The organism is Marinobacter sp. M5B, assembly GCF_042604615.1.
GTDB lineage: Bacteria > Pseudomonadota > Gammaproteobacteria > Pseudomonadales > Oleiphilaceae > Marinobacter > Marinobacter salarius.
Genome location: NZ_CP156894.1, coordinates 577,985 through 591,768 on the forward strand (window position 1 = coordinate 577,985; position 13,784 = coordinate 591,768).

Sequence of the window (13,784 nt, forward strand, 5' to 3'; positions counted from 1 at the left end):
GCCTCGAATACAAGAACAACCTTACTTCGGAGGAAACACCATGACTCGCATGACCGCAGCAGAAGCAGCTGTTCACGTTTTGAAGAAAGAAGGTATCGACATTGCCTTTGGAGTGCCCGGAGCGGCGATTAACCCGTTCTATTCCGCCATGCGCAAGGTTGGAGGAGTTGACCATGTCCTTGCGCGCCACGTGGAGGGGGCCTCTCATATGGCAGAGGGTTACACCCGCACAAAAGCAGGCAACATCGGTGTCTGCATCGGAACGTCAGGGCCTGCCGGCACCGACATGATCACCGGGCTGTACTCTGCCACGGGCGACTCCATACCCATTCTCTGCATCACTGGGCAGGCGCCGCGCAGCAAACTGCACAAGGAAGACTTCCAGGCGGTGAACATCCAGGCCATCGCCGGCCCGGTGACCAAATGGGCGGTTACCGTCCTTGAGCCGGCCCAGGTGCCGCGGGCGTTCCAGCAGGCGTTCCAGTTGATGCGCAGCTCCCGTCCAGGTCCCGTTCTGATTGACCTGCCCATCGATGTACAGATGAGCGAGATCGAATTTGATCCGGACACCTACGAACCGTTGCCTGCCTACAAGCCGTCGGCTTCACGGGCGCAGATCGAGAAAGCACTGAACTTGCTGAACGAGGCTGACAAGCCCCTGCTGGTTGCCGGTGGCGGCGTTATCAACAGTGATGCGAGCGACCTTCTGGTTGAGTTTGCAGAGCTTACGGGTGTTCCCGTTGTTCCGACCTTGATGGGCTGGGGGACGATTCCGGATGACCATCCATTGATGGCCGGCATGGTGGGGCTCCAGACGTCCCATCGCTATGGCAACGCCACCATGCTCGCGTCCGACTTCGTGATGGGTATTGGTAACCGCTGGGCGAACCGGCACACCGGTAGCATTGAGGCCTATACCAAGGACCGGAAGTTTGTTCATGTTGACATCGAGCCCACCCAGATCGGCCGCATCTTCGGGCCGGATTACGGAATTGTCTCTGATGCCAAGGCGGCGCTGGAACTCTTCATTACCGTGGCCAAGGAGTGGCGCGCCGAAGGCAAACTCAAGGATCGCGGAGCCTGGGCCCAGGAATGCCAGGAGCGCAAGCAGACACTGCTGCGCAAGACTCACTTCGACGACGTGCCGGTCAAGCCGCAGCGCGTCTACGAAGAGATGAACAAGGTGTTCGGCAAGAATGTCCGGTACGTGACCGCCATTGGTCTGTCCCAGATTGCCGGAGCCCAGTTCCTGCACGTGTACAAGCCGCGGCACTGGATCAACTGCGGTCAGGCCGGGCCGTTGGGCTGGACCATTCCAGCTGCCCTGGGTGTATGCCGTGCCGATCCCGAGGCCGAGGTCGTCGCTCTCTCCGGGGACTACGACTTCCAGTTCATGGTTGAGGAGTTGGCTGCCGGGGCGCAGTTCAAGCTGCCCTACATCCATGTCCTCGTGAACAACTCGTATCTGGGACTGATCCGTCAGGCGCAGCGTGGTTTCGACATGGACTACTGCGTGCAGCTGTCGTTCGAGAACGTCAACTGCCCCGAGATTAACGACTATGGCGTTGATCATGTCTCGGTTGTCGAGGGCCTTGGTTGCAAGGCGTTGCGGGTCACCAAGCCTGATGACATTGGCCCGGCGTTTGTACAGGCGCGGCAACTGATGCAGGAACACCGGGTACCGGTTGTGGTTGAGATCATCCTTGAGCGTGTGACCAACATTGCCATGGGGACCGATCTTGACGGCGTTAACGAGTTCGAAGCACTGGTAGAGAACGTCACCGATGCGCCGACCTCAATTGCCAGCCTGACTTAAGCAACGCAATCAATCGCCCCCGAACCTGTGGGAAAACAACAGGTAGAGGGGGCGAAGACCCAAAAATGGACGAGTAGGAGACCCCAAAATGCCTAAGTTTGCAGCGAATCTAAGCATGCTGTTCACCGAGGAGGATTTTCTCGACCGCTTCCAGGCCGCCGCGTCGGCAGGCTTCCAGGGCGTAGAGTACCTCTTCCCCTACGATTTTCCCGCGGCAGACATCAAAAAGCAGTTGGATGCCCATGGCCTCACCCAGGTGCTGCACAACCTTCCCGCAGGTGACTGGGCGGCTGGTGAGCGCGGTATTGCCTGTCACCCGGACCGGGTCGAAGAGTTCCGTGAAGGCGTGGATCTGGCCATTGACTACGCCACCGTGCTCGGGTGTAAGCAACTGAATTGTCTGGCAGGTATCCGGCCTAACACGGTGAGCGAAGAACAGGCCCGTCGAACACTGATCGACAACCTCCGCTTCGCCGCCGAAAAACTGAAAGCGGCAGGCATTCTGTTGCTCGCCGAGCCCATCAACACCCGGGACATCCCCGGCTTCTTCCTTAACCGGACGGAGCAGGCCCTGGCGCTGTTTGAGGAAGTGGGCAGCGACAATCTGCAACTGCAGTACGACATCTATCACATGCAGATCATGGAGGGTGACCTGGCCCCGACCATCGAAAAGCACCTTTCGAAAATCGGCCATGTGCAGCTGGCGGACAATCCAGGGCGCCACGAACCCGGCACCGGGGAGATCAATTACCCGTTCCTGTTCGGCCATCTTGATCGCCTGGGTTACCAGGGGTGGATCGGCTGCGAGTACAAGCCTGCAACGACGACGCTTGAAGGGCTCGGCTGGCTGGATAACGCACGATAAGGTCATTCAACAAAAAAGTTAGTAAGGAGAGGATTATGAGCAAGATCGGATTTATTGGTCTCGGAATTATGGGGCGGCCCATGGCCGGACACCTGATGGAAGCAGGCCACGAACTGGTGACCTACGTTAAGTACGGCTCCCTGGACGAAGGTCTGGCGGCCAAGGGCATGAAAGAAGTCGATAGCCCCAAGGCAGTTGCGGAACAGGCCGAGATTATCATCACCATGGTCCCGGATACCCCCGATGTTGAGGAAGTGCTGATTGGTGAGGGCGGCATCGTTGAAGGTCTCCAGCCCGGTACGCTGGTCATCGATATGAGCTCCATTGCGCCGATCCCCACCCAGGCATTTGCCAAGCGCATCACCGAGGCTGGTGGTGAGTACGTCGATGCCCCGGTATCTGGTGGCGAGGGTGGCGCTGTTAACGCAACCCTGACCATTATGGTAGGTGGTACCAATGAAGGCTTTAACCGGGCTCTGCCCGTCCTTGAGGTCATGGGTAAGACCATCACCCATATTGGCGATCACGGCGCCGGTCAGATCTGCAAAGTTGCCAACCAGATCGTGGTAGCACTGACCATCCAGGCTGCGGCTGAGGGTCTGCTTTTCGCGTCGAAAGCCGGAGCGGATGTAACGAAAGTGCGTGAGGCCCTGCTGGGTGGTCTGGCCCAGTCGAAGATCCTCGACGTCCACGGAGAGCGCATGATCAAGCGTACCTTTGACCCTGGCTTCCGTATTCGCCTGCACCAGAAGGACCTCAACCTGGCCCTGGAAAGTGCACGCAGCCTGAACCTGTCGCTACCTGGCACCGCCAACGCCCAGCAACTGTTCCAGGCCTGCGCCGCGAACAATGGCGCGGATTGGGATCACGCAGGCATTGTGAAGGCCCTGGAAAAACTGGCAGACCACGAGATTGGTGCCTAGTTAAGCAGCCGGCGCTGCACTCAAACCCAATGGCCGGTGTCGATTCGGCACCGGCCATTAGGGCGCGATTGGGGCGCGCCGGCGTACCACGTCGTTTCTTTAATTTCTATCCGTTGCGAGGAGCCGCAGATGCACGCCTTGTCCAATTCGCTGTCCTTTGATCATCCGACAGAAGTGAATGTCTGGCTCAGGCAGCTTGCCGCAACGGCGGTCTCCGCCGTCCATCCCGATACGCTGCTTTCGGCTGGCCAGCTACCGCCGCGCCCGGCCGGACGTACCGTCGTGATCGGAGCTGGCAAAGCGGCGGCGGCAATGGCTGCGGCCTTCGAGCGCACGTGGGCTGATACCTACGATGACGCCGACCTTTCCGGCCTCGTTGTTACCCGGTATGGACACGGTGCGGAATGTCGTCACATTGAGGTACTGGAAGCTTCTCATCCCATGCCGGACGAATTGGGCGAGAAGGCTGCCCAGCGTATGCTCGAGTCGGTGGCCGGGCTGACCGAGAATGATCTTGTTGTCGCTTTGATTTCCGGTGGCGGTTCCGCACTCATGACGCTGCCGGCGCCAGGACTGACACTGCAGCAAAAGCAAGCCATCAACAAGACGCTGTTGCGTTGTGGTGCCCCGATCCGGGAGATCAACACGGTGCGGCGCCACCTTTCGCGCGTCAAGGGTGGGCGCCTGGCTGTCGCTGCCCATCCGGCGAGGGTGATTACCTACCTGATTTCCGATGTGCCCGGCGACGATCCTGCGCTTATCGCCTCAGGGCCAACCATTCCAGATGCGACAACGCCAATGGATGCCCTGGAAATACTGGAGCGGTACTCCATTGATATTCCAGAGGCTGTGCGCAGCCACCTGGTCAGCGACGATACTGCCCCCAAGCCGCATTCACCCGAATTTGGACTTGACCGCACGATCGTTCAGGCCAGGGCCTGTGATGCACTTCGGGCCGCCGAAGCGTCCGCAAATCTGGCCGGTGTGGATGTTCGAGTGTTGGGTGACGATCTTGAAGGAGAAGCGAGGGAGCTCGGAGGTGAGCACGCGACAATGGCGTTGAAGCTGCAAAAAGACCTCAAAGAACCTCTGTTGATCCTTTCAGGCGGCGAGACCAGCGTTACGGTGTCCGGTGAAGGGCGAGGAGGTCGCAACGTCGAATACCTCCTGGGTGCCATCTCGGTCCTTCAGGGAGCGTCCAATATTCACGCTTTGGCCATCGACACGGACGGTATTGATGGCTCCGAGGATAACGCCGGCGCCATTTTCGGACCCAATGACTGGTCGCGGGTTCAGGCCTTGAAGCTTGACCCTGCCACCTATCTCGCCCGCAACGACGCCTACAGCTTTTTTGAGGCGCTTGATGGCTTGATCATCACGGGTCCGACTCGCACCAATGTTAATGATTTTCGGGCCATTCTGGTGCTTCCGAAGTCCATGTGAGGGAAGCACCGAGCACTAATATCGGTCCTGTACGCGGATGCCGTGGCAGGGCCTTATTGTTTTGTGCCGGCTTTTTTCCGGGCAAAACCGATGTGTGAAAACACCGCATGCAGGTCATCGGTTGTGCTTTCGTTATCAAAGTTCAGTTTCGCATCGATATGATCCATGTGATGCATCATCAACGAAACGGCTTTGTCGGTGTCACGGGCGGATATCGCATCCAGTAACTGGTTGTGCTCATCATAGGAGCAGTGCGAACGGGTTCCCTTTTCGTATTGGGCGATGATCAGTGAGGTCTGCGAAACCAGGCTGCGCTGGAAGCCAACGAAGGGGGCGTTGTTTGCCGCCTCGGCCAGTTTCAGGTGGAACTCGCCAGACAAGCGAATACCGGCGCCCCGATCCCCGCGGGCGAAGCAATCATGCTCCTCTGTCACCATCTCCCGCAGCTCATCGATCTGTTCTTCAGTGGCGTGCTGAACGGCAAGCTCTGTGATGGCACGTTCGACCAAACGCCTTGCGTAGAGAATCTGGCGGGCTTCCTCCACGCTTGGGCTGGCCACCATTGCGCCCCGGTTGGGGCGAATGGAAACGACACCCTCATGTGCCAGCTGTGACAGCTCCCGCCGGATAATCGTGCGGCTGACTCCAAAAATTTCTCCCAACGCCTCTTCGCTCAATTTCGTTCCCGGGGCCAGGCGATGCTCAAGAATAGCGTCGAACATGTGGGCGTATATGGTGTCGCTTGTCGCCCCCGTCCGTTTCTTCTCGGCTCGGTTCGGGCTTTTGGTGGGCTGCGCTTGTTTGCTCATAATGTCTCGCGAATGAGGTGGTGGAAGTACGAAATCCGGTAGTGGGATAGTATACGAGAAATGACCCCGTTTAGCCGAGCCTGATCCGCTCACGTGCCACCTTTTGGAGCTCCAGGCCATCGCTGGGGTTGGGGAAGGGGCAAAAAAAACCCGCCGGGAGGCGGGTAAAAACACACTGAGGCAAGTCGAGTGTGTTGCAGGAGGGCGGGTAAGGTTCGCAGATCGAATGTCACAACACCTCCCCGCCGTGGCCACGATGACCTTATCAAAGAGTAACATAATTCAATCATAAGTGAATACACAATATAGAAATATTGTATCCCATAAATTAATGAATGTCGTCTTTTGTGGATCTTTTGTGGCTTGGTGGTGGTGAGTGATCGCCATGCTGAAGCCAGAGATATTGCCGGCCTGCAAAAAGAATTGCCTCACATTGGTGTCTGTGTTAATTGTATACGATATTATGGTGTTTCGCTCTGAAGCGTGGGCGCCAATCGCATTCATTGAGGTATCAGGAGTAAACAATGAGCCGTTTTCGAACCCTGACTCCGTCCAGCCTTGGGCGCGAGGACTTCGTAGCCGCATTTGCGGACATCTATGAGCATTCACCGTGGGTAGCGGATAAAGCCTATGAGATGGGCATCGATGAGACATGTGATGAGGTCGAAAGCCTGCATGAGCGGATGGCCAACATCCTTCTCAGTGCGGATCGCGACACCCAGTTGGCCTTGATCAACGCCCACCCTGATCTCGCAGGCAAAGCCGCTATGCGTGGAGAGCTTACAGCCTCCAGTACGTCCGAGCAGGCCGGTGCCGGCATTCAGGATTGCAGCCCGGAAGAGTTTGAGCGCTTTGTCAGGCTGAATGAGGCGTACAAAGCCAAGTTTGGGTTTATTTTTGTGATGGCGGTGCGAGGTAGTAATCGACACCAGATACTGGCGTCGTTCGAAGAGCGCATTCACAACTCTCCCGAACAGGAATTTCAGCGAGCCCTGAGCGAGATCAATAAAATTGCCTTATTCCGGCTGCAAGCCATGTAGTGGGCGGAACCCCGAACCTTTTGTGCATCTGGTTCAAAGTATATATTTATTAGTCTTTTGAGACGTAGATCCTTTCGTGCTCACTCCGAAACTGAACTACACTTTATCGTGTTGTTCCTAACAGGATGTGGGCCGAGATATGTTCAACGCATGGAAGTCCTTTCAGTCACTGTCCTTACTTCATTGGGTGGTGATTTCCCTCTCGTTACTGCTTACCCTCACCGCCTGGCAGGTTTCGTCCCGAATTGCAGAGGAGAAGGCCGGGGAGCAGTTTGACCATCAGGTGAAACAGCTTAATGAACTGCTGCGGGACCGGATGCAGAAGTACGAATTTGCATTGATGTCCGGTGCCGGTGCTATCCGTGCCTCAGAGGGCGGCGTGAACCTGGAAATGTGGAAGCGCTTCAGCGAAGTGCTGGCGCTTCAGGAGCGTTTGCCGGGTATCAATGGTATCGGCGTTATTGAGCGTGTCTCCGCGGAAAATCTGGGCAACTATATCGCGGAAAAACAACAGGAGCGTTCCTACTTCCGGGTGCATCCTTCCCATGGCGGCGATGACTTCTGGCCCATTGTCTACATTGAGCCGGAGGCGTCTAATAACGCGGCCGTCGGGCTCGACATGGCTCATGAATCGAATCGATACCAGGCCGCGCTCAAAGCAATGCGAACCGGCCAAACCCAGATCACGGGCCCTATCGTATTGGTACAGGATGAAAAAAAAACACCAGGGTTCCTTTTCTTTCGGCCATTCTACCAATCCGCAGAGGTGCCACCGGCCGATCAACGTGAGTCATTGTTCAGCGGGCTGGTTTACGCACCCTTCATCATGTCGAAACTGATGGAAGGCACGCTCGCCAACGTCAACCGGCTTGTTCACTTTCGGGTTACGGACGGTGAATCCCGCCTGTACAGCGAACTCGCTGAAACCCGTGGCGACAATTACGACCCTACTCCCATGTTCGAGACGTCTTACGTGATCGATATGTATGGTCGTCAGTGGCATTTCGATGTCCAGACTACCCGGCGTTTTGAAACGTTCAATGCCGGTAAGCAGCCCATTATCATTCTGGTCAGCGGCCTTGTTATCAATGCCCTGATTTTTCTGGTCTTTGCGCTCATGGCCAATGCTCGCCGCCGCGCCGAAAGTAAGGTTGTTGAGAAAACAGCTGAGCTGCAGGAAAGCCTGAATTTCATCAACACGCTGACTGACCACCTTCCATTAACCGTGTCTGTCTGGGACTCCCGACTCACGTGTCGTTTTATGAACGCCTACGGAGAACACTGGTTCCCGTTCAGTAAAGAAGCGGCCATTGGCCAGAATCTGGAGCAGATGCTTGGCCCCGACCTCGTCAAAGAGCGCAGCAAACATTATCAGCAGGCGCTGGAAGGGAAGAGCGTTCAGGCCAGTGCTTCGCTTGAAAACCGCAAGGGTGAGATCCGCGATGTTGTGGTCAGTTATCACCCGGTGACTTTGCAGGGTGAGCGGTGTTTCATGGCGACCACGATTGACGTAACCGATATCGTGCAGCGTGAAAAGGAGCTGGAAGTTCTGAACGCGGAACTCGAGGAACAGAAGCAGGAGGCGGAATCGGCGGTGACCGTCAAAACGGCCTTCCTTGCCAATATGAGTCACGAGATCCGCACACCCATGAACGCGATTATCGGTGTTCTGGTGCTGTTGCAGGAAGCCGGGTTGGAGGATCACCCACGGCGGCTCGTTAAGAAAGCCTTCTCGGCGTCTGAGGCACTCCTGCAACTTCTGAATGACATTCTTGATCTGTCCAAGATCGAAGCGGATCACATTGAGCTTGATATCCATCCATTTGATATCGATGCGCTGGTTCACCGCAGCGTTGACCTGTTTGCCATTGTTGCGGAAGAAAAAGGCCTAAAACTCAGGGTGTCTATTGATCCCGCGACACCCAATCGTGTGTCGGGCGATCTGCTACGCATCTCCCAGATATGCACCAACCTTGTCGGTAATGCCGTCAAATTCACCCGCAAGGGCGGTATCGATGTCCGGATTGATTATCGGACTGAGAGTCAGGCAAGCGGCTATCTGCAAATTGAAGTTGTGGATACCGGTGTGGGTATCAAACCCGAGGACCAGGGGCGAATTTTTGAGAACTTCCGGCAAGCGGACGAATCCACGAGCCGGAATTTCGGTGGGACCGGGTTAGGCCTTGCCATCAGCCAAAGACTGGCATTATTGATGAAGGCGGAGCTGACCCTGGAGAGCGACATTGGCAAGGGCTCGACTTTCCGGCTTTTGGTGCCTGTAGGTGTCTCCCAGGATGATGGCACAGTAAGTTCCTCGAGGACGGGAAGGCCGATTCACGTCTTCCATTACGGTTTCCGTGCCAATCTGGCCTTGCTCGAGGATTATCGGGAGCATTGGCGCCTGACACTTGAAACCGTCGATGATATGACTCAATGGCCCGCTATCCTTGAGAGTATTGCGAAGGTTGAAGACGTCGAAGACAGGTTCTTCCTGATTGATATGGAAGGCACGGAACCGAGCCTGCTGGACGGTTTCGTGACCGAGCTCCTGACCGATCCCGGCAGGTACCCGCTCTGGGCCATACTGATCATTGCCTCTGCCGGCTATTGGCGGGACTGGGTGGCGGACTTCGAGCGTTCCGGCGGGCACATGGCCTTTGAGCCCCTGACGCCATCAAAGCTCTTCGAGCACTTTTCCCAAAGACATGGGAATAAGCCGGATTCGCGGGGAGGGGGCAAGCCCCAGTTTGACGGATTATCCGCGCTGGTGGTCGACGATGTGCCCTTGAACTGCGAAATTGTTGAGAGTTACCTGAGATCGTTTGGTGTCAATGTGCAGTCTGTCCAGACAGGGGGCCAGGCCGTTGAGCGCTTGGGGCAGAGGGGCTTCGACCTTATACTGATGGACCTTCACCTGGACGGTGAAACCGGCCAGGAGGTGACCGAGCGGATCCATGGCTGTGCCAACGCAAATGACTCGATCATCGTTGCGCTCTCGGCCTCTATTTCCGATCACGACCGCATGACGGCCAAGGCGGCGGGAATGCAGGACTATCTCACCAAACCGGTGGTTCCCAAGGATATCCAGTTACTGCTGGAAACCTACTTTGAAGATCGTCGGTCAGTGGTTTACACGCCCGAGGTGTCCGACGAGAGTGAGGTATTCAACGACACGGAGGTGGCGGTAACGGACATGCCGGACTTTATTTCACGTCAGGCTTACGATCGTCTTTTCAGTGATGATCAAGCGTTGTTCACTCGGTGTGTCAGAAGCTTTATTGCCAGTTCCGCGGAGATGGTTGCTGATGTCCGGAAGGCAACGCTGGCGGAAGATGCCCGTCACATGGCGCACAAGATCAAAGGGGCTGCTGCCAGTATTGCCGATACAGAGCTTGCGCAGGTGGCTGGTCTGATTGAGAACGCCCAGGAGGACCATACCTCGTTGTCCATGTTGCCCCAGTTGCTCAACCTGATCTTGGAGCACAGCCGACGTTTGGAGCAGCACTTTGGCTTGATCGCTTCTGGCGACAATGTCGCTGAAACCGACGCAGAGTTACAAATCGTGCTCTCTCGTGTTAAGACGAAACTGGGTGGCAATCGTATCGCTGAAGATGAAGATTTGAGGGTGATCTTGAATCACCTCATTGCCAGCGGCGAGATGAAACTGGCGAACCAACTGAGGCAAGCGTTGGAGGTCTATGACTTCCCGCTCGCACTCACACTATTGGACGATGTTCCACTGGAGGGATAGGCCAGACAATGAGTAATGAAGAACAGCCAGTTGTACTTGTTGTGGAAGATAATCCCACTGGTATCGCCAGTCTTGTGGGGATACTGGGGGCGGCCTGCGAACTCGTTGTTGCCAAGACGCTGGCCGAGGCAGAGCGATGCCTTTCGCCGGACATGGACCTTGTACTTCTCGACCTCTACCTGCCCGATGGCAACGGTATTGAGTTTCTTAAACGCTTGAAGTCGGACCCGCTCTACCAGGAACTGCCGGTGATCTGTATGTCCGCTTCCGACCAGAGCAGCGATATTGAAGAGGCGTTCAGGGAAGGCGCTATTGATTATGTCCTCAAACCTTTCAACAAGATCATTCTGAGTGCCAAGGTTTCAACCTTTGTTGATTTTAAGCGAAAGACGAATTTGCTGGCCGCCCAGGCGTTGCGGGATACACTGACCGGGATCGGCAACCGACGGATGTTTGAGCAGCAGTTGGACCTGGAGTGGCGGAGGGCGCTTCGACAGGAACTTTCCCTCGGCCTTGCTCTGGTGGATATGGACCATTTCAAAAGTATTAATGATCAACATGGGCACGCCCAGGGTGATGTTTGCCTGCAACTGCTGGCGACGTCCATGGAAAAGGCGTTCGGCCGTGCGGGCGATCTGGTGGCAAGACTCGGCGGCGATGAGTTTGTAGCAATGCTGCCCGGTGCCACGCTCAACAGTACGGTTCGGGCGGCCAAACGTCTGGAGGAGGTTCTGGCAAACGAGCACGAAAAGTGTCGCCGAAGCGGGCAGGATTGCCCTGGCTTTTCAGTGTCAGTCGGTTGCTACGCTGTCGTTCCTCACAAAGGGACGAATGCTTCAGAGTTGAAGGAAACAGCGGATCAGTATCTTTATGAAGCAAAGAGGGAAGGGGGGCGTAGCTGTGTCAGACCTGCTATCTAAGCTGGACCGAGACGACTCGATTGGAACGCGCCTCTTTCAGGTGAAACCCAAGATCATGGTCGTGGATGACGAACCCACCAATATACGCGTGTTGTCGGATGCACTGAAAAACGATCATGACATTATCGTGGCCACCAGTGCGAAACAGGCGTTGGGGCTTCTCGATAGGGGAGAACGTCCTCATTTATTGCTACTGGATATCATGATGCCAGACATGGATGGTCTGGAAATGTGTCGACGGCTGAAGAAACGCCAGGAGCTTCAGCACATTCCGGTTATCTTCATCACGGCACTTATCGACACTGACAGCGAAGAGAAGGGGTTCGAAGCGGGGGCTGTGGATTTTATTCGTAAGCCAATCAGCCTCCCCTCCGTGCGGGCAAGAGTGCGCACGCACATTTCCCTGAAGGGCATGCTCGATCACATGGTCGAGCTCAATCAAACGTTAAGCGAGAGATTGCATCAACTGGACCAGTTGAACTGGCGCCTGATGCAGGAACAGAAACGGGACCGGGCCGCTGACTCACCGAACCTCTATGAGCAGGCCTTCATGTCGACCTCGGAAGGTATCGCGGTGCTTGATCACGAGGGCAAAATCACCGCAGTGAACCCCTCCTACAGCCGTATTACCGGTTACTCCGAAGACGAAGCGTTAGGTCGTTATCATGACGTTCTTGATGTGCGCGTGGATAAGCGCCATAACAGTACCAGTATCCTGGACTATCTGGGGGTACATAATCACTGGTCGGGGGAGATCTACAACCGCAGAAGGAATGGCGAGGTTTATCCGGAGCTGAGAACGATCAGCACCATAAGGGCCGAGGACGGCCAGGTGACCCACTACGTGACGGTCTTCAACGATATCACCAACCTGAAAGAAACCGAGCAGCGGCTGGAAGAGCTGACCTGGCGTGACCCCGTTACCGGGTTCCCCAACCGGGCGCTTTTCCTGGACCAGCTGAGTACCGTGCTGAAGTTGTGTCATCACGGTGGCATGGCCACTGCGGTGATCGTTGTTGATATCAACAACTTCCGATATGTAAACGAGACCTTTGGTTTCGACTGCGGTGATATTGTCATTCAGACATTTGCCGAGAGGCTCAGGAATGCCTGCCATGAAGACGACTCCATCGCTCGTCTGTCGGGCGATGAGTTTGGAATCGTGCTGGCACCAAAGCAGTGGACGTTGGATGAAGCCTATCGGATAGCCCTGCAGGTGTTCGAGCGTATTCAGGAGTCTCTGCGGGAACCCGTGCCTTATCGCTCGGAAGGGGTGTTGACGATAGAGGCAACCGGTGGCATTGCGCTGTACCCAACAGAAAGCTCCGACATGCCATCCCTGGCTTTACGCCATGCCGAAACGGCGCACCGAAATGCGAAGGACTCGAACCGGGCTGTTGCGGTGTTTGAAGATTCCATGAGCGAGAATATCCGGCGGCAGATGGCGGTGGAGTCGGAACTGGCCCGAGCGATTACCGAGAACGAAATTGCAATGTATGCTCAATCTCAGCATAGCCCGGACCGGAAACTGGCGGGCATCGAACTTCTGGTTCGCTGGGATCATCCGGAAAGAGGGTTGTTGGGGCCCGGCGAATTTATTCCTTTTGCCGAGCGAACCCGGCAAATTGTCGCCCTGGAGCGCCATATCGTTCGCGTGTGCCTGGGAATGTTGGCTCAGATGAGAGCAGATTCGCGAAAGCTCCGCTGCTCAATCAATATTTCCGCCAAGCACATGGCGGAAGAGGATTTTGCTGAGGCGATCCTCGGGTTGGTTGCAGACTCGGGTTACCCGCCCGCGCTGATTACGTTCGAGCTGACGGAAAGCGTGATGGTGAAAGATGTGGACGCCGTTGTCGAAAAGATGGAGAAGATACGGAACTTTGGTTGCACGTTCTCGCTGGATGATTTCGGGACTGGTTATTCCTCGCTTTCCCAATTGCGCCGATTGCCCATATCGGAAATCAAGATTGACCGGTCGTTTGTGCTTTCGGCGCTGAACGATTCCACGTCCGCCGATATCGTCGATATGGTGAAACGTATAGGTGAATCCATGAATGTTCGAGTTGTGGCGGAGGGAGTGGAAACGCAAGAACATGCTGATTTCCTGAAAACCCACCATCCGGGGGTGTATTTACAGGGGTACTTCTTTGGGCGCCCGGCACCGTTATGGACCTTTTTCGTCGAGAAGTCGCACTGAACGCTGCGTCTGAGATGGCC

The 13,784-nt window shown here is 55.9% G+C and carries 9 protein-coding genes; 8 read left to right on the forward strand and 1 reads right to left on the reverse strand.

Annotated features, from left to right (window positions below):
* The first annotated feature begins 40 nt into the window (after positions 1-40).
* From gcl to AAGD24_RS02645, 4 genes are all read left to right on the forward strand, one after another.
* On the forward strand, positions 41-1,816 hold the full coding sequence (gene gcl / locus AAGD24_RS02630) for a glyoxylate carboligase (RefSeq protein WP_213479961.1): 1,776 nt from the start codon (positions 41-43) through the stop codon (positions 1,814-1,816).
* Positions 1,817-1,904: 88 nt separating this feature from the next.
* Complete coding sequence (gene hyi / locus AAGD24_RS02635) at positions 1,905-2,681, forward strand: hydroxypyruvate isomerase (protein ID WP_085681755.1); 777 nt, start codon at positions 1,905-1,907, stop codon at positions 2,679-2,681.
* Positions 2,682-2,716: 35 nt separating this feature from the next.
* Positions 2,717-3,604 carry a 2-hydroxy-3-oxopropionate reductase gene (locus AAGD24_RS02640; RefSeq protein ID WP_085681754.1) on the forward strand — a complete coding sequence of 296 codons (888 nt, stop codon included), beginning with the start codon at positions 2,717-2,719 and terminating at the stop codon, positions 3,602-3,604.
* Between the two features lie 129 nt (positions 3,605-3,733).
* Positions 3,734-5,047: a glycerate kinase gene (locus AAGD24_RS02645; protein WP_085681753.1), complete on the forward strand. Its 1,314-nt coding sequence runs from the start codon at positions 3,734-3,736 to the stop codon at positions 5,045-5,047.
* A gap of 53 nt (positions 5,048-5,100) precedes the next feature.
* Here AAGD24_RS02645 and AAGD24_RS02650 read toward each other — a convergent pair whose 3' ends face one another.
* Positions 5,101-5,856 (reverse strand): GntR family transcriptional regulator, encoded by a 756-nt coding sequence (locus AAGD24_RS02650; RefSeq protein WP_041334486.1) that lies wholly within the window; start codon positions 5,854-5,856, stop codon positions 5,101-5,103.
* Between the two features lie 524 nt (positions 5,857-6,380).
* Here AAGD24_RS02650 and uraD point away from each other — a divergent pair.
* The 4 genes from uraD to AAGD24_RS02670 all read left to right on the forward strand — a co-directional run bounded on the left by uraD (position 6,381) and on the right by AAGD24_RS02670 (position 13,764).
* Positions 6,381-6,896 carry a 2-oxo-4-hydroxy-4-carboxy-5-ureidoimidazoline decarboxylase gene (uraD, locus tag AAGD24_RS02655; RefSeq protein ID WP_041334489.1) on the forward strand — a complete coding sequence of 172 codons (516 nt, stop codon included), beginning with the start codon at positions 6,381-6,383 and terminating at the stop codon, positions 6,894-6,896.
* 139 nt (positions 6,897-7,035) lie between these two features.
* On the forward strand, positions 7,036-10,647 hold the full coding sequence (locus AAGD24_RS02660) for a CHASE domain-containing protein (RefSeq protein WP_379866422.1): 3,612 nt from the start codon (positions 7,036-7,038) through the stop codon (positions 10,645-10,647).
* A gap of 8 nt (positions 10,648-10,655) precedes the next feature.
* On the forward strand, positions 10,656-11,567 hold the full coding sequence (locus tag AAGD24_RS02665; RefSeq protein ID WP_036202825.1) for a diguanylate cyclase: 912 nt from the start codon (positions 10,656-10,658) through the stop codon (positions 11,565-11,567).
* Positions 11,568-11,607: 40 nt separating this feature from the next.
* On the forward strand, positions 11,608-13,764 hold the full coding sequence (locus tag AAGD24_RS02670; protein WP_379866424.1) for an EAL domain-containing protein: 2,157 nt from the start codon (positions 11,608-11,610) through the stop codon (positions 13,762-13,764).
* Positions 13,765-13,784: the final 20 nt, after the last annotated feature.

Bases quoted from the DNA above. Each gene is read 5' to 3' on its own strand.
- hyi (WP_085681755.1), top strand. From the start codon at position 1,905: ATGCCTAAGTTTGCAGCGAATCTAAGCATGCTGTTCACCGAGGAGGAT.
- AAGD24_RS02645 (WP_085681753.1), top strand. From the start codon at position 3,734: ATGCACGCCTTGTCCAATTCGCTGTCCTTTGATCATCCGACAGAAGTG.
- gcl (WP_213479961.1), top strand. From the start codon at position 41: ATGACTCGCATGACCGCAGCAGAAGCAGCTGTTCACGTTTTGAAGAAA.
- uraD (WP_041334489.1), top strand. From the start codon at position 6,381: ATGAGCCGTTTTCGAACCCTGACTCCGTCCAGCCTTGGGCGCGAGGAC.
- AAGD24_RS02650 (WP_041334486.1), bottom strand. From the start codon at position 5,856: ATGAGCAAACAAGCGCAGCCCACCAAAAGCCCGAACCGAGCCGAGAAG.
- AAGD24_RS02665 (WP_036202825.1), top strand. From the start codon at position 10,656: ATGAGTAATGAAGAACAGCCAGTTGTACTTGTTGTGGAAGATAATCCC.
- AAGD24_RS02640 (WP_085681754.1), top strand. From the start codon at position 2,717: ATGAGCAAGATCGGATTTATTGGTCTCGGAATTATGGGGCGGCCCATG.
- AAGD24_RS02660 (WP_379866422.1), top strand. From the start codon at position 7,036: ATGTTCAACGCATGGAAGTCCTTTCAGTCACTGTCCTTACTTCATTGG.